The 23,791-nt window shown below is 66.0% G+C and carries 20 protein-coding genes; 12 read left to right on the top strand and 8 right to left on the bottom strand.

Annotated elements, in window-relative coordinates:
- Positions 1-48 precede the first annotated feature (48 nt).
- The gene (locus tag VN461_11835) at positions 49-975 is read left to right on the top strand and encodes a polysaccharide deacetylase family protein (protein HXB55469.1); all 927 of its coding nucleotides are present in this window, start codon (positions 49-51) and stop codon (positions 973-975) included.
- A 193-nt stretch (positions 976-1,168) separates the two neighbouring features.
- The gene (locus tag VN461_11830; GenBank protein ID HXB55468.1) at positions 1,169-2,224 is read left to right on the top strand and encodes a DUF2891 domain-containing protein; all 1,056 of its coding nucleotides are present in this window, start codon (positions 1,169-1,171) and stop codon (positions 2,222-2,224) included.
- A gap of 146 nt (positions 2,225-2,370) precedes the next feature.
- On the opposite strand, the gene VN461_11825 is transcribed toward VN461_11830, so the two are convergent.
- The 3 genes from VN461_11825 to VN461_11815 form a co-directional block, all read right to left on the bottom strand.
- Positions 2,371-3,609, bottom strand: coding sequence for a heparan-alpha-glucosaminide N-acetyltransferase domain-containing protein (locus VN461_11825; protein HXB55467.1), 1,239 nt, complete (start codon positions 3,607-3,609; stop codon positions 2,371-2,373).
- Between the two features lie 56 nt (positions 3,610-3,665).
- Positions 3,666-4,769 carry an MBL fold metallo-hydrolase gene (locus tag VN461_11820; GenBank protein ID HXB55466.1) on the bottom strand — a complete coding sequence of 368 codons (1,104 nt, stop codon included), beginning with the start codon at positions 4,767-4,769 and terminating at the stop codon, positions 3,666-3,668.
- Between the two features lie 434 nt (positions 4,770-5,203).
- The gene (locus tag VN461_11815) at positions 5,204-6,715 is read right to left on the bottom strand and encodes a cytochrome c peroxidase (GenBank protein HXB55465.1); all 1,512 of its coding nucleotides are present in this window, start codon (positions 6,713-6,715) and stop codon (positions 5,204-5,206) included.
- An 813-nt stretch (positions 6,716-7,528) separates the two neighbouring features.
- Between VN461_11815 and VN461_11810 the strand changes: the two genes are divergently transcribed.
- Complete coding sequence (locus tag VN461_11810) at positions 7,529-9,757, top strand: TonB-dependent receptor (GenBank protein ID HXB55464.1); 2,229 nt, start codon at positions 7,529-7,531, stop codon at positions 9,755-9,757.
- 267 nt (positions 9,758-10,024) lie between these two features.
- Here the strand turns inward: VN461_11810 and VN461_11805 are convergent, their stop codons facing one another.
- Together VN461_11805 and VN461_11800 are read right to left on the bottom strand one after the other, a co-directional pair.
- Complete coding sequence (locus VN461_11805; GenBank protein ID HXB55463.1) at positions 10,025-12,346, bottom strand: TonB-dependent receptor; 2,322 nt, start codon at positions 12,344-12,346, stop codon at positions 10,025-10,027.
- A 465-nt stretch (positions 12,347-12,811) separates the two neighbouring features.
- Complete coding sequence (locus tag VN461_11800) at positions 12,812-13,468, bottom strand: FHA domain-containing protein (GenBank protein ID HXB55462.1); 657 nt, start codon at positions 13,466-13,468, stop codon at positions 12,812-12,814.
- Positions 13,469-13,597: 129 nt separating this feature from the next.
- Between VN461_11800 and VN461_11795 the strand changes: the two genes are divergently transcribed.
- Positions 13,598-14,137 (top strand): hypothetical protein, encoded by a 540-nt coding sequence (locus VN461_11795; GenBank protein HXB55461.1) that lies wholly within the window; start codon positions 13,598-13,600, stop codon positions 14,135-14,137.
- A 3-nt stretch (positions 14,138-14,140) separates the two neighbouring features.
- Here VN461_11795 and VN461_11790 read toward each other — a convergent pair whose 3' ends face one another.
- Entirely contained in the window at positions 14,141-15,163 is a 1,023-nt protein-coding gene (locus VN461_11790) for a serine/threonine-protein kinase (GenBank protein ID HXB55460.1), read from the bottom strand.
- Between the two features lie 216 nt (positions 15,164-15,379).
- Between VN461_11790 and VN461_11785 the strand changes: the two genes are divergently transcribed.
- The 7 genes from VN461_11785 to VN461_11755 all read left to right on the top strand — a co-directional run bounded on the left by VN461_11785 (position 15,380) and on the right by VN461_11755 (position 19,984).
- Positions 15,380-15,517: a hypothetical protein gene (locus VN461_11785; protein ID HXB55459.1), complete on the top strand. Its 138-nt coding sequence runs from the start codon at positions 15,380-15,382 to the stop codon at positions 15,515-15,517.
- Positions 15,517-16,338: a discoidin domain-containing protein gene (locus VN461_11780; protein HXB55458.1), complete on the top strand. Its 822-nt coding sequence runs from the start codon at positions 15,517-15,519 to the stop codon at positions 16,336-16,338. Before VN461_11785 ends, VN461_11780 begins: the two co-directional genes overlap by 1 nt.
- Positions 16,335-17,012: a LiaF domain-containing protein gene (locus tag VN461_11775; GenBank protein ID HXB55457.1), complete on the top strand. Its 678-nt coding sequence runs from the start codon at positions 16,335-16,337 to the stop codon at positions 17,010-17,012. Before VN461_11780 ends, VN461_11775 begins: the two co-directional genes overlap by 4 nt.
- Positions 17,013-17,014: 2 nt before the next feature.
- Positions 17,015-18,079: a histidine kinase gene (locus VN461_11770; protein ID HXB55456.1), complete on the top strand. Its 1,065-nt coding sequence runs from the start codon at positions 17,015-17,017 to the stop codon at positions 18,077-18,079.
- Positions 18,076-18,807, top strand: a complete 732-nt coding sequence (locus tag VN461_11765) for a LytTR family transcriptional regulator DNA-binding domain-containing protein (protein ID HXB55455.1) — start codon at positions 18,076-18,078, stop codon at positions 18,805-18,807. The genes VN461_11770 and VN461_11765 overlap by 4 nt, the downstream gene beginning before the upstream one ends.
- 323 nt (positions 18,808-19,130) lie before the next feature.
- Positions 19,131-19,322 (top strand): hypothetical protein, encoded by a 192-nt coding sequence (locus VN461_11760; GenBank protein HXB55454.1) that lies wholly within the window; start codon positions 19,131-19,133, stop codon positions 19,320-19,322.
- On the top strand, positions 19,292-19,984 hold the full coding sequence (locus tag VN461_11755) for a hypothetical protein (protein ID HXB55453.1): 693 nt from the start codon (positions 19,292-19,294) through the stop codon (positions 19,982-19,984). Before VN461_11760 ends, VN461_11755 begins: the two co-directional genes overlap by 31 nt.
- A gap of 175 nt (positions 19,985-20,159) precedes the next feature.
- Here the strand turns inward: VN461_11755 and VN461_11750 are convergent, their stop codons facing one another.
- Positions 20,160-21,434: an MFS transporter gene (locus VN461_11750; GenBank protein HXB55452.1), complete on the bottom strand. Its 1,275-nt coding sequence runs from the start codon at positions 21,432-21,434 to the stop codon at positions 20,160-20,162.
- 336 nt (positions 21,435-21,770) lie between these two features.
- Between VN461_11750 and VN461_11745 the strand changes: the two genes are divergently transcribed.
- A complete protein-coding gene (locus tag VN461_11745; protein HXB55451.1) occupies positions 21,771-22,478 on the top strand; it encodes a DUF4190 domain-containing protein in 708 nt (235 codons plus the stop codon).
- Here the strand turns inward: VN461_11745 and VN461_11740 are convergent.
- Positions 22,406-23,788, bottom strand: coding sequence for a DUF58 domain-containing protein (locus tag VN461_11740; GenBank protein ID HXB55450.1), 1,383 nt, complete (start codon positions 23,786-23,788; stop codon positions 22,406-22,408). The two genes, VN461_11745 and VN461_11740, sit on opposite strands and share 73 nt — an antisense overlap.
- Positions 23,789-23,791 lie beyond the last annotated feature (3 nt).

Genomic DNA, 23,791 nt, shown 5'->3' with positions numbered 1-23,791 from the left:
TGCGGACTTCCGGCAGCAGCTGCTTGTGAGGCATGTCATGGGGGGTCGATGACCGCCGTCCGGTGCCTGCTCCTTGCACTGATTTGCGGCGGCCTACCGCTGTCAGCCGCCGCCCAGGCGGTGTCGGTGACGCTCGACGATGGACCAATGATCGACTCGACGCCGCTCATGACACCCACCGAGCGCAACGAGGCGATCCTGCGCCACCTGCGGGATAGGGGGGTGCAGGCCATGTTCTTCGTGACGATCAAGAGCGGAGCGGACCGGCCCGAGGGCCTCGCCCTGCTGAGACGTCTGTCGGACGGGGGACAGCTCATTGCTAACCACAGCGTCACGCATCCGGACTTCAACGCGGAAACGACAAGCCTGGATGCGTTCGAGCAGGAGGTCCTGGGCTGCGACGCCGTCATCCGGGCGCTGCCGGGGTACCGGAAATTGTTCCGCTTCCCGTTTCTGCGGGAGGGTGCCGAGGAGGCAAAGCGAGACGGTATTCGGGCGTTCCTGCGGGAACAGGGCTATCGGATCGGGTACGTCAGCATCGACACCTCGGACTGGTTGGTGGATCAGAAACTGAGAGAGGCGCTGGCGACGCATCCGAGTCTCGACCTAGCTCCCTGGCGCGAGATGTACCTTAAACACGTGTGGGACGATGCGCAGGCCTTCGACCGCCTCGCGAAGCAGCTCTACGGCCGTGCGGTAAAGCACGTGATTCTGTTGCACCACAGGCTACTCAACGCGCTCTTCCTGGGCGACGTCATCGACATGTTCCGCGCTCGTGGCTGGACAATCATTTCGCCCGACGAGGCATTCGCGGATCCGGCGTACCAGGTGGCCCCGATGATCCCTCGGGTCGACGGCGGCGTACTGGAGACTACGGCCAGGGCGCTGGGAGTTCCGCTGCAACCGGCCCTTGCCGGCCTATGGTCGGAGCGCCAAGTAAGAGAGGAAGCCGACCGGCTGTTCATTCGGCCCTGATCCAGGGCAGGCGCAGTTGCGCATCCCCCGCCTAGAGACAGGTGCGCACCGCCGCGAGCGCCGGACGGTTCTGGTACGGCAGTCGTGATGGCCATCGCGGATTCGCGGCGGCCCCTGCGCTCTTCGCCGGTATGTCGATCGCGCGATTGCCCAGCGAGAGGAGAATCCCAGAAAATCGCTACAATGGCGCACGATGATCATTGCCCTGGCGCTTGGCTTCCTTGCTGCCCCGGCCTCGGCCACCGACCTAAAATCCACAGACGCCTCCCGCTTCGCAAGACTCGCCCTCCAGTGCATCAACAGGGAGTTCCCGAACAAGCCCGACCACGTCATGGCCGACGCGACGGGCGTTCGGTCCCCGAAGGCGATGCACCCCGCCTTCTACGGCTGCTACGATTGGCACTCCTCAGTCCACGGCCATTGGCTGCTGGTAAGACTCCTCAAGAGCTTCCCGGACCTGCCGGAGGCGCGGGAGATACGCAAGGCCTTGGGCGAGAGCTTCTCCGAGAACAGCGTGGCGGGGGAGGTGGGGTACCTCAATCAAAAGGAGACGAAGAGCTTCGAGCGGACGTATGGCTGGGCGTGGCTACTGAAACTGGCGGCGGAACTGCACTCCTCGAGCGACCCCGACTTGCGGGCCTGGTCCAGGAACATGGAGCCCTTGGCGGAAGCTCTAGCGGCCCGCCTCGAGGCCTTTCTTCCCAAGCAGAACTATGCGATACGAACGGGCGTCCACCCCAACACCGCCTTCGGCATCGCCTTCGCCTTGGACTACGCCCGGGAGCTCGGCAACACGAAGCTCGAAGGCCTTCTCGTCGACCGCAGCCGGTTCTACTACCTGGACGACCGCAATGTCCCCGCCGCCTGGGAGCCGGGTGGGGAGGACTTTTTCTCGCCCGCGCTCATGGAAGCCGATCTCATGCGCCGCGTACTCAAGCCCGGGGAGTTCGCTGCTTGGTACAGCAACTTCCTGCCCGAGTTGCCGAAAAATCTGGGAAGTCCGGCCACGGTGACGGACAGGTCCGACCCTAAACTCGTCCACTTGGACGGCCTCAACCTGTCACGAGCGTGGGCGATGAGAGCGGTCGCCAGCGCACTCCCGCCCGGCGACCCGCAAAGAAGGGTCCTGCTGGAGTCGGCGGAGCGTCATTTGACCGACGCTCTCGCCAATGTCGCCAGCGGCAACTATGAAGGCGAGCATTGGCTCGCCACCTTCGCCGTCTACGCCCTCACGACTCCCAGCCCCTAGCTGCCCGCTGCCGACGGCGTCGAGGCGCCCGTCCGCCCTCGACGTCTCGTGCCCGCGCTCGACATATGCAGCCGGGCATAGAGTACGGACCTCCGCAGAGCCTCATCCCCGCGCATCTGCGGATGCCTTGCTCGAGGCCTCTCTCGTCACAAGAAGCTTAGCCAGGGCTCGTGGCGCCGGTGCTTCAGGCCTTCAAACCAGCGGCAGGGGAAATACAGGGCTACCACCACCCCGACCGTGACGAGGTAGAGCAAGCCCAGCCCCCAGGTGTAACCATCGGGGGGCGGGGGAGGCATCATGGGATGGTTCGCCATGAGCCAAGGGCTCACTTCGCCGAGCCGCAGCAGGGAGACGAGAATTGCCGCGGCGTGGATGAGCGGTATGTGAAGGACGTAGAAAAAGAACGGGACTCGCCCGAAGACGGTCAAGACCTGCGCGGCCGCGCCCTTGGCATGCTCGAGGAGTGGGATCAAAGCAATCGTCGGCCCCAGCGTCATCAGGAGGAAGTCGAGCGATGCCGGGTACTTGTTGGTGTTGAGAAACGACAAGAGCGGCGGGAGCCTTGACTGCGGCCCGCCCCACGGTGACGGATTGCCGTAGAGATTGAAGCCGCGCAGAACCAGGAAGAGGGCGATCGCGCCGAGCCCAAGCGCGAGGCAGACCTGACGACGGGGTCTTGGCGCCATGAGCATCACCACCCCGAAGGCATAGCCCAGCGCCATGACGCCGATCCAGGGCACGATCGAGTAGAGCACCGCCAGCGTCGGACCGTCCTTGCCGAGGGCAACGGGGCCGCCAAAGTAGAGTACCTGCCAAAGCGGCGCCAGCCAGCTTCCCTGCAGCGCTGGCAACAGCCGGGGCGCCAGCCCATCCATGACGTTGTGGCCACCGACGATGGTGAGGCCAAATACGGCGATGACCGCGGTGGGCAGGCGAATGAGAGCGGCCATGAGGATCATGCACCAGCCAATGACCCAGAGAATGCCGGCGAGCAAGTAATGCCCGTAGTCGAGGTTGAAGGTCCACGCCAGGCGGAGAACCGTCAGCTCCAGCAACACCAGCCATGCCCCCCTGATCAGCAGCGACCGGGCGAGTGCCCCCGGGTCCCTTAGCTTCGTCCCCTTCAGGAAGGCGCTGGTACCGGCCAAGAACACGAAGGCGGGTGCGCAGAAGTGGGTCACCCAACGCGTGAAGAAGATGCCTGGCGACGGGCCGCCTGCTGGAAGGCCGGAATAAACGCGCACGTGATCGATGGCCATGAGGACCATCACCGCGCCCCGAATGATGTCAATGGACGGGATTCGTTGCCACGTCGTGGCGCTAGGCTGACGCCCTAGGCCAACGACAGGCGCAGGATGGCTGTCCGGGGAAACAAGGGAATTCATCTGTGGCTCTCTCCGTCCGTTCTCTTGCTGCACTCTCAGCCGCTCCGCTGCCTTTCCTATGTGGTGGGCTTGTCTCCAAGCGGCTTCTCCAGTTCACGATAGGCCCGGTTAACGAAGACTTCGAGGAAGTAGCTCTTGAATTCAGCCAGCCGGCGATCCGGAAGGCCGAGATCGACGGTATAGCGTAGGGCATCATTCAGTAGCAGAGTCATCGTCTGCTCTAGGGTCGCGCCCTTCTCCTTCGCGTCCTTGACGTCGGCCAGCAGATGTTGGAAAAGCCTCAGGTTCTGGTGAAGGTAGGTCTTGTCACGCTCGACGTCGCCGTGCCCGGGAATAATGATGGAGCTTTCGAACGAGTTGAGCCTCTCGAGGGTTGCGATCCACTCCTGCGGATAGGTTCCACCTACCGCAAACGGCACGGGGCTCACCAGGATGTCACCGGTGATCAGGATCTTGTCCCCCGGAAGGTAGACGTAGGTGTCACCCGGTGTGATCGCACGCGCATGCAGCACGCGAAGCTCCCGACCACCGACATAGAGGGTCGCCGATTCGCCAAAGGTGACGGTCGGGAAGGTGTAAGTGACTGAGCGCTTCTGCCGGAGGAAGTCCTCGTCGGCGGCTAGCAACTCCCGCCTGCTTGCAAGGTCGGCTTCGGGCGTGTGATTCGCTTGTGATGCCGCGAGTTGTTGCTTCTGCCGCTCGATGTAGTTGGGGAGATCTCGTTCGAGACCAGGCGCGTTCCAGGGTACGGCAACGTTGATCATCTGGTCACGATTCGTCTCATGGGAAAGAAACTGGACGGTTGGAAAAGCGGCCTTGAACACTTGGTTGCCACCCCAGTGGTCCCAGTGCCAGTGCGAGTTGATGACGAAGAGTACGGGTTTGTGGGTGAGCTTGTGAACCTCGGAGAGGATGGCCTGGCCGCTGGCCGGCGTGCCGCTCGTATCGAACATCACGACGCCGTCGTCGGTCAGGATGGCAACGGAATTCCCGCCGAAGCCGACGTCCCCGTAGCGCGAGGTCGTGAAGAGGTAAATGCCCTCCGCAACTCTGGACATGGTGACCTTGCCAAAGTCGGCGGGGAAGCCGATGGAAGCCAGTGCGACGAGACCAATCGCTAACGAGAGGAACTTCACCTGAAGAGCCGGTGCGCCGGTCACACGAAATCCAATGTCTTGCATGCTGGCGAGCTGCCCCGCTGGAGAGATTATCCCATGCCACCTTGACTCCAACGGGATGGGCAGTCACCGGATGCGTCGGCCGGTGCCTGCAACACGGCGTTCGCGACGGCCGGGGCGACTAGGGTGCCCGAGGCTCGTCGAAGATGCTCTAGCCGCAGATCATGGCATCAGGAGGTCCACCGGCGCCCGGCGACCTTCCCGACGCGCTGCACTGGCTGGAAACAGCCGAGCGTGAGCGCTCCGAGAAGCTCGTTGACGATGTACAGGACCCGGAGTCCGCGTCCTCGTTGGAGACGAGCGGTATGTCCGGCTCCTGCGGCTCGGCCTCAAGCCGCCGGTATCGCGCCCGGTCCCGATCGCCGCGGTCTTCTAGATTCGATCCACGGGCGTCTGGCGAGCCAGAGGGCCGGCGGTCAGCGGCGTTGCGGGCACTCCTCGAAGGTCATGGTCGTGAACCCGCTGGGCACGTTCTCGGGGGCCAGTCGGCAGAGGCTCTGCCGCTTGGCACGCTCATCCAGAAGCCCGTCCCTTACGAAAGCGACCAGGTTGCTGAGCTCCGCAGGGGTGAGCTCGATCGGCTCCGCGAGGAGCGGGTCAATCCGGTCCAGGACGGGCTCGATTGGCCCCAGTCGGTGGGTGAGGTCCGGAGCCACGCCGGCGGCAACGGGGTCATAGCTGCGCGCCGACTCGAAGACGTTCAGATGGTGCCTTATCGCATCTTCAATACGCGTGAAAGCGCCGTTGTGGAAAAAGGCCGGCTGGAGCGCGGCGTTGCGGAGCGGGGAGGACCGGAACTTGTAGCGGTCGGCCGGATCACCTGTGACCTGCTCCAGACCGAAGTCTTCGTCCTGTCCCGGGCCGTCGAAGATCACGTTTCCCTTTCCGACCCCGAAGAAGGGAGCGATCTGGGGGACCCCGACGACGTGCATCTTGAAGTCGCTGAACATCTCGTTGGACGTCCCCGCGACGGAGTGGCACTTGTAGCATTCTCCCTTGCCAAAGAAGACGAGGGCCCCCTTCTTCTGACGAGTCGTCATGGCGTGGTCGTCCCCGCGCACGAACCGGTCGACGGGGGCGTCGGCGAAGACGATCGTGAACTCGAACTCGGCGATCGCCCTCCCGAACATGCTGAAGTCGATGAGTCCCCCGGCCGCCACCTCGGGGAAAAGGGCGCCAAAGAGCTCACGGTAGGCGGGCGAACCGTTCAGGCGCCCCAGAACCGCCTGGCGGATGGGCTCGTTGCGGAAGCCGCTGGCGTCGGGCGGCGGAACAATCCCGCCCTTGCCGTCGTCGAACTGGTCGAACTCGGGGCCGATGGTGCCCTTGGTCCCGGTGAACCCCGCCACCTCGACCATCTCGGTGGGAGGCATGTGCCCCTGGGCGATCAGGAGGTGCGTCACGATGGGGTCGAGGGGTGGGAAACGCGTGGTTCCCTCGGGAGGCGGAAACTTGAAGCCCAGCGAGTTGTCGAACGGATTCCCGGAAAGAGCCGAGAAGCGCCCGTTCCACATGAGGTTGGGATAGAAGGCCGTGTTGGAAGCAAAGGGGGTGCGCCGTTGGTTGCGGGGGCCGGAGCGATTCGGGCCCACGAGATTGTTGTTCTGGATCCCGATGGCGATGGACTGGGTGTCGCCAAATGCCCGCGAGGGCGAATGGCATCCGCCACAGGTGTTGTCGTTGTGCAGCCCCCCTGCCTTGTCGAACCAAAGCAGCCGGCCGAGGTTGGCCAGATTCTGGTCGAGGCTCCGGCCGAGGCGAGGCTCGAGACTGGACTGGATCGCGCCGGTGAGGCCGGCCCGTCTCAGCGTCGCCCGCAGGTCCTCGTCGAGATCCGACGGCGGTTCGCTCCGAGAGCGGGAGATGGGGACGAGAAGGCAGAAAACGCTCGTCAAGACTGCGAAGGGAAGCTGTGATCGACTGTTCATCGCCCCTCCTTGCTCGCGCGCATGGCCATCGTGCTCGTGAGGACACGCGAGTCCTCTCGTGAAGGACGAATCCTTCCGCCATCCGGCGCAGGCCTGAAAGCCCACGCCGGGACCGAGCGACGGGGTGGTCTCATCGGCATATGCGCAAAAGAAGCAGGAATAGGCTCAGACCACAAAGGCGATTAGATTGGACGAATTGGTCAAACACCGAGCTGTCAGAGAGTTGAGAGCCAGCCACCGGAAGATACTGATTCGACGCACTGTCCGTCGATAAGTAGCCTGCAGTTCTTCCGCCTCTTCTTGAAACTGGTTGCCAGCTGCATCGCGAATGGCAAAGGCTTCTCCGGCTGGCCCCAGTAGGGGTATGATCTGGGTCGGATGGTGCGACGACTCTGTTCGGTGGTTTTGGTCGGTCTCTTGTCGGGTCTGTCTGCCTCGGCGCTTGTCATTCAGGCGAGCCTCGACGCACAGGCCTGCGCGTGCTCCCAGAGCGTGTGCTGCACCGGGCACCGCTCTCCCGCGGGCCCGCAGAAACCGTGCCATGGCTCCGAGCCGGCCCGAACTCTTCAGTGCCCCGGACCGGTCACCCATGCCGCGCTGTCGATTCCGAGCTTCCTCCTTCCCCGCGCCACTCCTCTGAAATACGCTTCCGTCGTGTCTCAGCTTCCTCCCGTTCGCTCATTCGTTCCAAGAGCAGGCTTTCACCGGATCGACTCGCCACCTCCCAAGGCTCTCCACCTCACCTGAGCGAATCGCGGCCACCGCTTCCGGGGCCGCATTCAGGGTCTGGTCATCCCGCAAGGGAGGTGGTAGATGCGAGTACTCCCGCTCGTCGTAGTCCTATTGGCCGCGCTTGCCCTGCCGGGCCCGCCCGCCCGGGCGTCTGTTCTTGGTGAAGTACGTGGGGTCGTGGAGGACCCGCAGCATCAAATGATCAGAGGCGCCACCGTGACCCTCAAGGCCCGGACCTCGAGCTTCTCGCAGACGGGGCGCACGGATGACTCGGGAGCGTTTGCCTTCAGCATGGTTCCGCTCGGTGACTACACGGTGACGGTCTCCCAGGACGGATTCGGCTCGGTTGAGAAGCCCGTCACCGTCCGCTCCTCAGGGACCCCCCTCGTGCGAATTCAGCTCCAAGTCGTGCGTCTTGCCCAGAGTGTCGACGTGGTGGCGACGCCGGAGGCCGTCGATTCCGATTCCCCGACCCCGACCGTGCTCCTCAGTCGCGAGGATATCTCCAAGACGCCCGGGGCCGGACGGACTAACAGCCTTTCCCTGATCACGGACTACGTGCCCGGCTCCTGGATGACCCACGACCAGCTCCACATCCGGGGTGGCCACCAGGTGACCTGGCTCGTCGATGGTGTGCCCGTGGCGAACACCAGCATCGCGAGCAACGTGGGGCCCCAGTTCGACCCTCGAGACATCGACTATCTGGAGGTTCAGCGGGGGGGGTACTCCGCGGAATACGGCGATCGAACCTACGGCGTGTTCAACGTCGTGCCACGGACAGGGTTCGAGCGCGACCGGCAGGCCGAGGTCACGGCTAGTTTCGGCAGTTTTCGCCAGACGAACGACCAATTGAGCCTTGGCGATCACTCCGAACGGCTCGCCTACTATGCGAGCGGGAACTTCAACCGCAGCGACTACGGCCTGTCCACCCCCACCTCTTCGATTCTCCACGATGATTCCCGTGGATATGGGGGCTTCGTCTCGCTCATCTACAACGCCTCTCCTTCGAATCAGATCCGATTGGTCGCGAGCGGTCGCGGCGACCGATACAGGGTCCCAAACGACATGGTTACCCAGGCCGCTGGCATCGGCGATGAAGAACGAGAAGCGGACAGCTTTGTGAATCTCTCCTGGGTCCATACCTTCGGGTCCGCAGTCCAAGTCGTGGCATCACCTTTCTTCCACTTCAATCGTGCGGACTACGTCGGGGGGGCGAGCGATACTCCGCTGATCCCCCAGGAGAAGCGGAGTTCTAACTACGCCGGAGCTCAGGTGGTCGTGAGCCTCCGGAAGGGTCGGCACGAAGCGCGCGCGGGCTTCTACGGCTTTCACCAGGCCGACGACGCTTTCTTCGGTCTCCAGGCTACCGACGGCAGCGGGCTGAACCTTCAGCACCAGGAGAAGCCGACAGGGAACCTCGAAGCACTCTTCGTGGAAGACCAGTACCGGGCAACGGGGTGGCTCACATTGACGGCCGGCGTGCGGCTCACGCACTTTGCGGCTTCGGTCAGCGAGAATGCGGTGAGTCCACGCGTTGGGGGGACGATCCGGATCCCCAGGCTTAGGTGGACTTTGCATGGGTTCTACGGGCGGTACTACCAGGCGCCGCCGCTCTCCACCGTCTCCGGCCCCCTCCTGCAATTCGCTCTCGATCAGGGCTTTGGATTCCTGCCCCTGCGGGGAGAACGCGACGAAGAGCACCAGGTCGGGCTGACCATCCCATTCAAGGCCTGGGCTCTCGACACCAACTATTTCCGGACCGGGGTCAGGAACTTCTTCGACCACAACGCGATCAACAACTCGAACATCTTCTTTCCCATCACGGTCGATCGTGCCCGGATCCGAGGGTTCGAAGTGACCCTCCGCTCGCCCAGGACATGGAGTGCGGGGGAGGTCTCGCTTGCGTATTCATTGCAGCACGCCGAAGGCCAAGGAGGGGTGACCGGGGGGCTGACCAGCTTCGCCCCGCCTTTGAGCGGCAGGTACTACCCGCTCGACCACGATCAGCTACACACGCTGAGTCTTTCCCTTCGCGCCAACCTTCCCGCCCACGTCTATGCGGCAGCACTCGTTCACTACGGTTCCGGCTTCTCGGATGGGACCCAGCCGCCGCCAGCTCACCTCCCCGGCCGCGCAACATTCGATCTCTCGGCGGGAAAGGAGTTTGGCTCCAAATGGAGGGTCGCCGTCCACGCGCTCAACGTGTCGGGTGAATCTTTCCTCCTCGACAACAGCGCCACCTTCGGGGGTACCCACTGGTCTGAGCCAAGACAGGTCTACGGTGAGTTACGCTACCGCTTTCACTACTGATGCCGACCAGGAGCGGAATCCTGCGCGCGGCCGTTCGGTGCCCCTCCTGGGGCGGACCGGCCTACCATCTAGGTCCACACTTTCGGGTAGCCGCCCCGGATGCGGACGAATCCTGGCCGGGCGGGGAGGGCAGTCCCCGGCCCCGTCCCTTCCCCCGGGACGACGCTCCAGGAGTGAGTTTCGCATCGCGAGGCCTCTGCCCTCACCGAGCTTTCCATCAGAGCGACGAGAAGCGCCCTCCTCAGCATGTGATTGACAGACAATAAGTTAGAAGGACGCCGAGAACGACGCGCGCACCGTGAACGGCTCGAGCGGGTGCGTGTGGATGTCGTTCACGCCCTCAACGGGCTCCCCTGGGAGCCGCGACACGTAGTAGTAGTCGATGTCGCTGACTCTGGCGTTCGTCAGGTTGAAAGCCTCGACCGCGAAGCTGTACCGCGGCGAGATCCGGTATGCCGCGCGAGCGTTCAGGGTCGTCGAAGCCTTCGACCGAACGCTATTGTCCTCGATCAAGGAACGCGGACCGAAATAGCGCAGACGCAGGCTCGCTGAAAGCGGTCCATGCCCGTCGGCCGTCACTCCGGCCGAGGCGACACCCTCGACTGCTCCGGGAATGCGATCGCCGATCAGATCCTGGCCCCGGAAGCGCGCCTTCGAATATGCGAGGTCGGCGTCCAGCATGAGCCACGGCGCGGGAGTGTAGACGTTTGACCACTCGAAGCCGAGCCGCCGGCTCGGCCGGCCCGCCACGGTCGTCCCCGCGTCACCGACAAACACCAGTTCCGAGGCGAGGTCGAGCAGCCAGCCTGCTACCGTGCTATGGAAACGGTGGACGGCGAGCGTGCGTGCGCCCACCTCCGCGCCTTTCGCGCGGACGATCGGGTCGACCGAGAGGGTGGGACGCCCCGTGCTCGGGTCACGGGTCTCAACCGAACCGCGCGCGTCGTTGCTGTGGAAGCCCCAACCCCAGTTGAAGTAGATCTCCGTATTGTTCCAAGGACCAAGGATGAGGCTGAGCTTCGGGCTCGCGAGCGAGGAGATGCGGGTTCCCGAGTTCCGGGGATCGTCGCTCCGCACGTTGAAGTGGTAGACGTCATCCCGGAGGCCGACGACGGTCCTCGTCACGGGGGTCCACTGGATGCTGGTCTGGAAGAAGAGGGCGCCGCTCGACTGATCGACGCTGTCCTGCCGGATGGTGTCGAGCCGCTGGCGAGCCTCGGTGTGGTAGAGGCCGAGCGTCGGGATGTGGTCGAAGCGCCCCTGGAAACCGCCGACGCTCTCGGTGTCCTTTCCGAACCAGTGGCTCAGGAAGTGTTGGCTGACGCTGCCGCCGAAGATGTCGCGACCGTCCTTCTGCTCGAACTGATCACCGTGGATGGGATCGTGCAGATAGTAGGTGAAGTCCGAGAAGAGGTCGAGGCCGTAGTCGATGGCGTAGACTTTGACCAGGGTCAGGCCCGCGCCCGTGCTCTTGCGCCACTGGCCGGCGAGGGAGTAGCGATGAGTGCGTCCCCCGTCGGTGGGATCGATGTAACCGAAGCGGTCGATGCGTCCACTCGCGATCGCGCGCTCCGGCACCTGGTCGGTTGAGTTCCAACGGCCCGAGTAGGCCATGGCCGTGAGACTGAAGCCGTTCTGCTGGTCGCCCTGGCTGAAGCGCAAAACGCCGTTCCACTTATAGTAGTTGTCGGCGCGCACCCAAGGTCCGTCGCTGTGGTGAGCCTCGCCGGCGTAGAGGAGCTGGCCGGCTCCGAGTCTCGTCGACCCCGCGAATAGAAGCCGGGCGAAGCCGTCTCCGCCCCCCTCGACCTTGAAGAGCGTTCGGTCCAGAGTGTTCAGATAGTTCACGTTGACGGCGCCGGCCGCCGAGAAGTCGCCCTCCTCTGCGGAATAGGTCCCCTTTTGGTACTGGACGCCGGAGACTAGCTCGGGGATGAGGAAGTTGTTGTCGGAATATCCCTGTCCGTGGGCGTGCGTGGGCATGTTGACCGACGCCCCCGCCACCGAGGTCGCAAGGTCGGTCCCATGATCGATGTTGAAGCCGCGGACATAGTACTGGTTGGCTTTTCCCTCCCCGCTGTGCTGACTGACGACCACGCCCGGCACGGCCTCGTAGACCTCGCCGGAACGGAAGACCGGCCGCGCCGCGATCTCCTGTGCCGTAACGATACCCGTTGAGCCCGCCTCGGCGAGACCGAGCAAGCCGTCACCCGGCACGTCCAGATCCGTGAGGCTGCGGAAAGTTCTTTGGCCGGTTACAAGCACGTCGGCGTTGAGGGCGACGCGCAGCGTGGCCTCGACTCTGACCGTTGAGCCCGCGCCAACTTCCACCGTCCGCACAGCCGTCACGAAACTGGGCAAACGGAACGCAACTTGGTATCGCCCGGGAGGAAGATCGGCGATCTCGAAATCGCCGTTGACGCCGGTCGTCGCGGAGCGGTCGCCCGAACCAGTGAGCGCGTGCAATTCGGCCGTCACGCCCGGGAGGGGCCGGCCAGCGTCGTCCCTCGCCAAGCCCTGAAGGCGAGCAACCGCTCCAGCACTGAGAGTCGGTGCGACGGCAAGGAAGAGAGCCAACGTCCAGGTCATGTGTCGTCTAACCGTGGCGTTAGACCGATTGGCCCCCAAGGTGATTCTTCCCGTTCCCCTTCGCGTCCGGCGCCCGAGGGCACAAAGGACCGTCGAGATCTCGTCCGTATGGAACGCGCCACGAGAGTATCTCCGAGAACGGGATCTAGAGCGACAGAAGCAGCTGAGGCGCGGGCCCTCCAGCCGACGGAGTACTCGGGGCGGGGCCGCGAAGCCCTGCCGCGGTCACCTGCGGGCCTTCGCCCAGCCTATGGTGCCCGCCCGGGACGCGCCAGCCGTCGGCGCGTTCGTCGGGCCTATCGGGCAAGCAATGCTCCCGAACAGGCGCGCGGTGTAGAAAACGCGATTGGCCCACTCTTCAGCCATGAACCGCCCCAGGGCCTGAAGCGCCGGGGGATCGATGGGGAAGTGAGCGACTGCGGAGGAGCGACGGCCGCTGAGAACGCCACTCGTGCACGTCCGGCCTCAAGCACTCCGCGCGGGGGGCGGGCTGTCCGTCCGGGTCGATGCCGCCCAGCCCGCGCTCCGAAACACGAGGAGCTGACGACCGAGGCGCAGCACGTCTCCGTCGCGGAGCGGTGTCGGCCCGTCGAGCCGCCGCTCGCACAAGAAGGTCCCGTTCTTGCTCGCGAGGTCCTCGATCGTCGAGCGGTCCTCCGTCACGACGATGCGCGCGTGGCGTCGTGACACGCCCGGAGCATCGATGCGGACCGACGCCTCCTCAGACCGGCCCAGTACGTTGTCTCCAGGTTTTAGGACGAACACCGATTCCTCCCAGATGAGCCGAGCGGCGGGAGGCGGTTCCCTCTCAGCTCCGGCAGCGATCTTTCCGCTGAAGGCATAGCCGAAGCCGTGGATGGTGCGCAGGAACCGCTCTTGCCGCCGGTCGTCCGCCAGCGCCTTGCGCACCTGCGCCACCAGCCCGGTGAGGCTTGACTCGGACACGAAGGTGTCTGGCCACAGCCGCCCATGGATCTCGGTCTTCGAGACCGCCTCGGGACGACGCGCCAGCAGCAGTTCCAGGAGCTCGAAGGCTTTGGGCTCCAGGTGCACTTCCGTTCCGCTCCGGAAGAGCTGACGGGTCGCCGTTTCGAGGACGAACTCGGAGAAAGAGACGCGCATCAGCCGTCCCGGAAATCCTGCGAATAGCGTCCGAAGTCCCTCAGGACTTTGCGACGTCCGCCGCGCATATTTCAGAGTGGAACGTAACGGAACTCGCCTGGCCAGGCGGCTCCCGGAAAGGAGTCGCCGATGTTCCCTCAGCGCTCATTCGTCGTCGTCTTCTTCCTGGTCGCGGCCGTCCTTCCGTTCGGCCGACGTCTCGAGGCCGGATCCCGGCCCGTTGCCGAGTTTCGTGCACTCGCTTCATACGACGGGGGCGTCGTGGAGCGCGTGAGAGCGCGCGCCGCGGCGCGTATGGACGATCCCGAGTGCGGCAAGCTCCTGACGGACTTCAGGGATCGCGGCGGGCGCACTCTGGAAGCGAACCTGCAACCGCTGGGCGTCAGCCCCTCCCAATACCTCCTCCAGCTCTCGTTCCTAGACGGGTCTTCGCTGCCCGCGTGCCGGACACCGGCGGTGATCATGACGGTCACCCCGGGCGTGCCCCGCGTCTTCGTCTGCCCCGCGGGCGGCGGGCGGCTCAACGCCCGCCTCTCCCAGATCGAGTTCGAGAGCGGGTTCCTGGCCGAGGCCATGATGATCCACGAGATGCTTCACACTCTCGGGCTGGGCGAGAACCCGCCGAGCACATTCGAGATCACGGAACGCGTCCGCCAGCGGTGCCGCTGATCTTCATGCCCCGCGTCTTGCAAGCAGGGCCGTGCTGGCCAAAGCGAGTAGCGCGAGCGCCAAGGTCAGGCCCCGCCCGGGGCGAAGCGGAGAGGGTACGCCGACCTCGAAGACCGCCTGGAGGCCGAAGGCAACGTCGCGAGCAGATTGGAAGCGTTCCTCCGGGTTCCGCTCGAGGCACCGCCGGACCACGCGGTCGAGGGCCCGCGGGACAGGCCGCGAGATGACGGAGATCTCGGGCGGGTCCTGAGTGAGCAGCGCCGCGAGCGTGTCCGCCGGGGTCGGCCCTGCGAAGGCTCGGCGGCCGCTGAGCATTTCGTAGAGGACCGCGCCCACGGCAAAGATGTCAGAGCGGGCGTCGGCCGGACGGCCGCGCGCTTGTTCGGGGGCCATGTACCCGCAGGTACCGACGAGCAGACCCGGCTCGGTGGGCGTGCGGGCGTGGCTGCCGCCTGCGAAGGACCCTAAACCGCGTGGGCCCAGCGTGGCCAGGCCGAAGTCCAGGATCTTGAGCTGTCCGCTCCGCGTCAGGAAGATGTTGTCGGGCTTCAGGTCGCGGTGGACGATCCCCCGCGCGTGCACGGCGGCGAGCCCCTGGCAGACCTGGACGCCATAGTCAACGACCTTGGAGACCGGCAGGGGCCCGCTGTCCAGCCGCTGGCGGAGCGTCTGTCCGTCCAGCAGCTCGAAGACGGCGTAGTCGACGCCATCCTGAGAGCCGACGTCGTGGAGGGCGAGAACGTTCGCGTGGCTGAGGCCGGCGACGATACGTGCCTCCTCCTCGAAACGCTGCAGTCGTCCGGGATCGCGGACGCGGTGGCCAGATAGGACCTTAACCGCGACCGCGCGGCCGAGGCGGGTATCGACAGCGCGGTACACCTCGCCCATGCCTCCCGCGCCCAGGGAGGAATCCACTCGATAGGGGCCGAGACGGTCGCCAGATGCCAGGAGCGGCTCGTGGGAGCGCTTGACCGAACGCGACGCCCGGCAGCCGGATGCGACTGAGTAGAGGCTGCCGAAGGCCATTGGACCCGACTTGGGGGTCGTTCGGAGCACGGGGCCACTCTGACTCGCCCACATGACGGGCGCTACGGCGGGGAGGGCCGGAGGTAAGGCACGTGGAGCCTCGAGAGCCCCGCCGACCTTTGGCGGACGCCGCGGGAAGCGTGAACGGCACGTTGAGGACGCAGACTCCGGCATGATCATCCACCTCTGAAGGCAACCTACGGCGGCGAGGGCGGGATGTCCTGCCCGATTCGGCCGATGGTGGGCGGCGGTCGGCGGGCGGGGGATCTACCACCCGCCGATCCCGATCCCCAGTTCACCGATTTGAACGTGCAGACCGGGGCCATCCGCCTGTATCTTGTCCGCGAGAGGTGATGGACATGGTGGAGCGGACGGGGGCAAGGGCGCGGGCTGATCGGCAGGAGCGGGTGGCCAAGATAGTCTGGGGAAGCCTCTTCGTCGTGATGGGAGTACTCTTCACCCTGCACGACATGGGGCGCATCGACCTCGGGGAGCCCGCGCGCCAGTTCGACCCTCAGCACGCCGTGGACGGCAGCTTTAAGACCCGCTGGTCGTCGGAATTCCGCGATCCACAGTGGCTGACCGTGGATCTTGGGGTCGCCACTCCCCTGAGCCGCGTCCGGCTCAACTGGGAGGCGGCCTATGCAAGGGACTACGAGTTGCAGGTCTCGAGCGACGGCGTGAATTGGACGACCGCCCGCCGAGTGAGGGGGGCGGTGGGCGGGATCGAGGAGCAGGAGGTGGACGCGACGGCCCGTTACGTCCGCCTCATGGGAACCCAGCGCGGCACGCCGTACGGCTATTCCCTCTGGGAGCTACAGGTCTTCGATTCCGCGGGCACCCTCGTCTCCCAGGGGAAGCCCGCGACGGCGTCGTCCGTGGAGGATCACGGCGCGTTCGTGCTGTGGCTCCGGTTCTGGCCGCTCCTGATCATGGCGACCGGCTTGCCCCTTCTCCTGGCGCCCCGCGACGACACGACTCAAGTGGTAGGCATGGTCATGACCGCCGCGGGGGCGTTCCTGCAGCTCCAGGGCCTCGGCCTCGTCTCCTGGGGGTTCCGGCAGACGTCGTCGGTCGTCCTGATGGTGGTGGGCGTCGTGATCCTGCTGCAGTCGCTTCGGCGGCGCGAGCGGCCCGATGAGGGCGGGGCTGGACCTTCGGGGGGCACGTTGTGAGAACGGCCTTCTCCGCAAGCACCGACCGCAGCCGCACCGCGCTCGCCCTCGTCCTAATCGCCATCGGCCTGATCTTCACCCTGGACAGCGCAGGAGTCCTGGGCACGGGAGTCGGCAGGTGGTGGCCGCTGCTCCTCATTGGAGCGGGCATCGTCAAGGTAAGACAGCCGCGGGAGGACGGCCAGCGGGCCGCCGGAACCGCGTTCCTCCTCCTCGGGGGCCTCTTCCAGTTGACGAGTCTCCTGGCCTCCGGGTCTTCGTGGGCTCTGCTCATGGTGGCCATCGGGGTGTTCCTGCTGCGGCAGGGCGTCGAGGGGCCACGGGCGGAAGCGGTCTCGGAATCGCCCTACCTGGATGACATGGCGCTCATCGGCTACCTCAAGCGCAGCCACCCATCCGTCGATTTCCGCGGCGGCTCCGTCACCGCCGTCATAGGCGGCGTGGAAGTCGACCTTCGGAAGGCGACCTTGACGAGCGGCACCGCCTACCTTGATGTCTTTGCCTTCTGGGGAGGGATCGAGATCAAGGTTCCGACCGGGTGGAAGGTGGATGCGAGGGTTGTCCCCGTGATGGGCGCCTTCGAGGACAAGGTGGACTCCCTCTCCGCCTCCGGCGGGCCAGGACTGGTGGTGCGCGGCCACGTGATCATGGGCGCCGTGTCGATCAGGTCCTGAGCGTGCACCCCGTCCTTGCCGACCGCCGCCGCTTGGCGATGTACATGACGGCCTCGGTGCCAGTGGCCCTGGCGGGAACGGCGTTCCTCGCACAGGGCCGCAACGCTCTGCCTGCGGCGTCGGCGGCGCTGATCGCGTTTCCCCTGTCCGTGGCTGTCACCCTTCTTCTGCTGCCCGTCTGGTACCTGTGCCGCGCGCTGCCGGTCGACGAGACCTCCGCCTCCCGTCTCCTGCTCACCCATGCCGGTGGAGCGCTGCTCACGGGCCTGGCCGCCGCCTACCTCGGAGGAGCTCTAGCTCGCCTCGCCGGCTCCACGCGCCCTGGTGCGGGGATCGAAGGCTCTTACGCGACCCGCTCCACAGGGGTCATAGCCGCGGGGGTCCTGGTCTACGTCCTGGCCGTGTCCTTCCACTACGTGCTCCTGGGCGTGGATGCCACTCGGCGCGCCGAGCAGCACTCCATGGAGCTCTCGATCCTGGCCCGCGAGGCGGAGCTCAGAGCGCTGCGGGCCCAGGTCCACCCGCACTTCCTTTTCAATAGCCTGAATTCCATCAGCGCGCTCGTGTCCATCGATCCCCTGCGCGCCCGCGAGATGTGCATCCTGCTCGCGGAGTTCTTCCGGAGCACGCTCGCCCTCGGAGAGAAATCCACGGTGACTCTGGAGGAGGAGGTCGCGGTCGCCCGGACCTACCTGGCGATCGAGGGAATGCGGCTCGGCACGCGGCTGTCCGTCGACGAGTGCGTCGACGAGGCGGCGCGGGGCTGTCGGCTGCTGCCCCTCCTCCTGCAACCGCTCGTCGAGAACGCCATCCGGCACGGCATCGCCACCTGCCCGGAGGGCGGTGTGCTGCGCATCGAGGCCCGCACCGACGGGCAGCGCATGCGCATCAGTGTGGAGAACCCGTTCGATCCCGATGCGCCGCGCCGGCCCGGGGTGGGCGTCGGGCTCGCCAACGTCCGACGCCGGCTGCTGGCGGCCTACGGGGATCGCGCGCTGGTCGAAGCTGTGCGCGGCGCCGATCGTTTCCGGGTGGCGATCTCCATGCCCGCGGAGGTTGTGGAGTGATTCGCGTGCTGATCGTCGACGACGAGGCCCCCGCGCGGGCCCTCCTCCGCGAGATGCTTGCCGGGGAGCCGGACGTGGAAATCCTGGGCGAGGCCGCCACCGGGCTGGAAGCGGTCAAGGCGGCGACGGATCTCGAGCCGGAGGTGGTTTTTCTGGACATCGAGATGCCGAAGCTTGACGGCTTCGAGGTCCTGGAGCTCCTAGATCCCTCGATCGCGGTCGTCTTTGTCACCGCCTACGATAGCCATGCCCTGCGCGCCTTCGAAGTGCACGCGGTCGATTACGTGCTGAAGCCCTACCGGGCGGCGCGCCTTCGCGAGGCCTTGGCGCGCGCCCGCGCTCGGGTGGGGGAGCGGCCCGACGCCACTCTCCTTGCCAACGCCGCCCGTCGGCCCGGAGAGTACGCGCAGCGGGTCGTGGTGAAGGACGGCGCGCACATCCAGGTGATCCCCATCGAGCGGCTGGACTACGCCCAGGCCCAGGACGACTATGTCGCCCTGCGCACGGACGGGAAGACGTTCCTCAAGACGCAGACCCTGGCAGGCCTCGAGGCGAGCCTTGACCCGTCGCAGTTCGTCCGCGTCCATCGCTCGTTCCTCGTGCGTCTCGATCGCATCCGGGCTCTCGAGCCCTACGGCAAGAACGACCACGTGGCCATCCTGGCCGACGGCACGCGCGTGCCGGTGAGCCGGGAGGGATACACCCGCCTCCGGGAGCTGCTGGAGTAGCCTTCATCTGCCCGTGGCCGCTGCGGGTGCTCGTGGGCCTCGCTGCCGTGGACCCTCAGGAGCGGGACGGCCGGGCGGTACTTGTCAATATGTCCGGCAAGGGTGATCCGCCCGTACCCGTCCTAGACGGGTTCAGAGCGCCCTTCATGAGTCGCTTCGGGCGGGCGGGACCGCCGATGACCGGATCTTCCGGCCGGTCTGCCGGTGTCGGTAGACTTCACGGCCGCTTCTGCCGCCCGCGAAATATGCTTCAATCGAAAAGGTCTTGACCGTGGGGACTTCCCTAGAGGCCCCAGATTGCGGGCAAACCATCGATGAGTCACATGAGCCCGATCGAGATCGCCGTCGCGCTCGCCGGGGACTTGCTGATCCTGGCGGCCGTGGTCGGGATTGTCATTCGGCGGCGCTACCGCAACTGCCCCACGTTCGTGCTGTACCTGGGGGCGGTGCTGACGTTCGACCTCCTGGTGATTTTCGGGCCAGCGTGGTTTTACACCCGGATGCCTGGGTCCTGAAGGAGGTCTTCGTCGCCGCCCTCCGCTTCGGGGTGGCTCTCGAGCTGTCCTTCCGGACCTTCCGCGCGTTCCCGGGAGCGCGGTCCACGGCGAGGGGCGTCGTGCTTCTACTCTTGGCCGTGACGTTTGCTACGGTGTTGGCCGTGACCGGGGATGGTAGCCAGAGCACGGCCTCCACTCCCCCTACGTTCGAGCTGACCGCGGGACGCATCCAGCCGCGCTTGGTGAACGGGACCATCTGGTTGTTCACGGCCATCGCGGCCACGATCCTCTGGTACCGGCTTCCCGTAGATCCCTTTCACAAAGCCATCCTGATCGGGTTCGTACCTTACCTGCTCTTCTTCACCATTGGCCTCAACGTTCTAGACAGCTATGGCTGGGACCTTCGGACCCTCGTGAACTACGCGGACGTGGGCGCCTATATTGCTCTCATGGCTTACTGGGCGCGCGCGGCTTGGCTGCCCGCTCACGAGAGCCAGGGGGGCCCTCCGCGAACATTCTACGAAAACCCTTTCGTGAAGGACCCTTTCCTAACAGTGATGCTGTGGCTGCTGCTGCTCACGATCGTCGTGGTCTGGCACTTTGCCCAGACCCAGAGGAAGACGCGGACGAGGTTCAGCGAGTTCATAGTCCAGGAATGCGGCCAGATGACGGATGTCTGAAGTCCGCGATGAGCTGCCCGGGACGCGCCGATTCATAGCTGACGCCAGCAGAAGCTGCCCTCAGGTGAGCATCCGCCGAGGGCTCTACTTAGCAGGAGGCGGTCAGAGTGCTCGAGCTCAGCATGTTGGGACCAACGCCATTCTGTCAACCGAAACGGCAAGCGGCACCTGCTCCTTAGCCCGCGGCTGGCGGCGGGGTCGGCGTGCCCACAGCCGTCGACCGGGCGGGGAGGAACAAACGGACGCCCAGCGCCATCAGACCTCCGACGAAGAGGTAGACCACCGAGGTGGCGCTCAGGCACGCGCTCATGCCCCAGCGCTGCGAGACGGCCGCCATGGCCACTGGAGCGGTGCCGCCGCCCAGCCAGCCGATCGCGTTCATCGCCCCCACCGCTGTTGCGCGACGGTTCAGCGGCACCACGTCGTAGAGAGCGGCCCAGATGTTGGCGTCATAGACCCCCTTGAAGCAGCCGAAGCCGACCATCGCCAGGACCAGCACCGGCACCGAGAGCGTCCAGCCAGTGACGAAAAGAAAGGGTACTCCGGCCAATAGGCCGAGAGCCTGCGTCATCATCCGGCCACCGTGGTGGCGCCGGACCCAGCGGTCCGCGAGCCACCCTCCGGCCAGGACGCCGGCTATAGACGCGATCTGGATCCACGCTGTCGCGTTCAATCCGGCCATTGACAGGCTCATCCCGAACTTGCGGCCCAGGAACGACGGCATCCAGGTGAGGAAGATCGCGGCCACGAAGTTCGCGCCCAGGAAGACGGCGACGAGCACCCAGACGATCGGCAGGCCGAAGACGTCGTGGATCGCCCCCCGTAGGGTCGATGTCTCCACCCCGACGTCGGCCGGTGCGAGATCCGCCCGCCCCCGCTGCGGCTCGCGCAGGAATCCAAGTAGGGCGATCCCGAGGACGACGCCTGCGGCGCCGAAGACGTAGAAACCCGAGCGCCAGCCGTAGTGCTGCCCGAAGAAGCCGGCCGCGGTGCCACCCAGCACCGTGCCCGCGTAGACGCTCGATTGGTGAAGCGCCATCGCGCGCGAGCGCGTCTGTGGCCCGTGGTAGTCGGCGATGAGCGACATCGAGGCGGGGAAGTAGAAGGCCTCGCCGAAGCCCTCCAGCGCGCGGAAGATCACGAGGTGCCAGTACCTCGTCGAGAGGGCGGTGGCCAAGGTGACGAGGGACCAGAACACGAGGCCCCCGATGACGAGCCCTCGCCGGCTGAACCGGTCGCCCACGAAGCCGGCGAGTGGGAGGGCGAGGGCGTAGATCCACATGAAGAACCCGCCCACAATTGCGAGCTCGACATCACCCAGGCCCATCTCTGCCTGGAGCAGCGGGAACACGGAGAAGATGGCCTGCCGGTCTGCGTAGTTCAGCAAGCAGACCCCCCACAGCATCACCACGACCCACCAGCGATAGGATAGGAGGACGCCGCCGCGCATGCCGCCGCGCATTCTAGCCGGAGTTGGGGCCCGCGCCCGAAGCAACGGGAACTTCCGCTAGGCCGCGAAGAGGCGGTGGCATTCCGGAAACGACGTGCCCACCGTCAGATCGTCGCGGGTCAATTGCCCGGATCCGTCGCAGCTGCGAGAGCGTCGCGGAGAGGTCCTCGCGAGACTCAGTGGCCTCGCTAGTTGTCAAGAGCATGATTCGAGGGTCTAATGCGTGTCGACGGAAACGGGGTCAGTGTTGGTTGTTCCAGCGAACCGCGGTCACGGAGCGCCTGAAGCGCTGCTTCGCAGCGTGTTTTGAGGGCGCGCCGGCTCGGGGAGTAGATTGTGGTTGATGCAGGACCTGGGGGCCCCAGGCGGGGCCTCGCCATAACGTCTCTCGTTCTCGGAATCCTCAGCATACCGACCATAGGCCTCGTTGGCGTCGGTGCCATGCTCGGCATCGTGCTCGGCGTCGTTGCCCTGGTGAAGGCGAGGAATGCGCCCGCCGAGTACGGGGGGAAGGGCCTGGCGGTGACGGGGATCGCGCTCTCCGCGCTCTCCGTCCTCGTGATGCCCTTCGTGCTGGGCATCATCGCGGCGATCGTCATACCGAGCGTCCTGCGGGCGCGGGTAACGGCGAACGAGTCCGCTGCCATCGCCGACGTGTGCACGGTGGCGGCGGCCGAAACCGCCTACGCTTCCGCCAACGGAGGCTATTACGACACGCTCGAGTGCCTGGCCAAGCCGACCGCCTGCCTCCCCGGGCACTCCGGTACGGCGATGCTCGACGGCCAGCTGGCGACGGCGACGGTCAAAGGTGGGTATCGGCGCGTTTTCCAAGGTGTGCCGGCGACATCGGGCGCCCGCCCGGCTGCGGGGTCGCAATCCAGCCTGGCACACTATGCCTACGTGGCCATCCCCGTCGCACCGGGACAGACCGGTGTCCGCTCGTTCTGCGTCGATGACAGCGGCCGAATCTGCTACCTGGCCGACGGCTCTGAGCCTCCGGTCGTTGACGGCGCCTGCCCAACGAGGTGCACGGACCTGCGCTGAGCCAGGGGCGGGGGCCGCGAGCCCCACCGGGAGAGGCCGAAATAAGTCTCAAGGGTCCTCCAGGCGAGCTGGTCGGCGGCGGCCATGCCCACCGCAATCCCCGCCCTCTGGAGCCGCCGGCCCAGCCTTCGATTGCCGAGGAGCATCTCGAGAGCTGAGGTCTTGGCGAAGGCCTCCTCGGGAATAGCCGGTACGCCAAAGGCGAGACGGGTGAGGTCCGGGTCCTCGAGGTTGATGAGAGCGGGGCGGTGCTTGCGGCTGAGATGGACGAGGGCAGACCGCAGCAGCTCGCTCGCAACCAGGTCCACGACGGAGGTCAGCAGCACGACCAGCGCCCGACGCGACTCGAGCTTGGAAACCGTCTCCACGGCCAGGTCATAGGCGGGCTCGGTGAGGCGGGCCGCGAGGTCATAGAGCGCTCCATAGGCCAGGGCAACGCCCCGGCTGCCGGAGCGGACACGAATGACGCGCTCGATCCGGTCGGAGAATCCGATCACGGTGACGCGGTCGCCCCGGCTCACGGCGATCCGGGTCAGAGCCAGCGCCGCCGCTAGAGCGTGGTCGAGCTTGCTGCGTGCGCCATCGAGGGAGGTCATGGCGCGCGCGCAGTCGAGGAGGATCACGAGACGCGTCCCCCGCTCCCAGGTGTCCTCTCGCGACAAGAGCCGCTGGTGACGGGCCGAGGCCTTCCACTGGATGCGCGTCGGGGGGTCACCCGGCCGGTACTCCCGCAGCGCATAAGGCTCGGTCCCCGCGCTTTGTATTCGCAGCGGGGCCTGACCCAGTTCTCGACGGTCGGCGAGGGCGAGCAGCCGACCGACGCGTCCCTCCCAGCGGGTCTGGGGGTAGACGCGGCGCTCATCGGGAGAGAGCAGGTCCCGCTGCGACCAGGCCAGGCCCCAGGGTCCCAGCACGCGCACCGTGAGCGGCCCCACGGTGTGCTCACCACGCCAACGAGGAAGGATCTCGTACCGCCATGACGCCTCGTCGCCGGGTGCCACCGTGAGACGGTGTCTCAGGGGACCGGCCGCGAGGCCAGGATGAAGAGCCTCACGAGCAAGAAGGATGACGCGGGCGGGGGAGGAGACGCGGACCTCGACGGCAGCTCGAGCTCCCTGCACGAGGAGGGGTGGCCAAAGCCGTCTGGCGGAAAGGGGCACGGAGGCGGCGCGCCGTGCGTCGATCACCAGCGCGGCTACGAGGAGGGCATCGAGGACCACAGCGCACGCGGCCAGCCACGGTACCGCCACCGCGACCGCCACCGCGAGCGTGGCCAGGCCGACCACTATGAATGCGCGGGCCGCGGGCATCGT

The organism is Vicinamibacteria bacterium, assembly GCA_035570235.1.
Taxonomy (GTDB): domain Bacteria; phylum Acidobacteriota; class Vicinamibacteria; order Fen-336; family Fen-336; genus DATMML01.
Note: the sequence above shows the minus strand (reverse complement) of the source record. Positions and strands in the feature narration are given on the sequence as shown.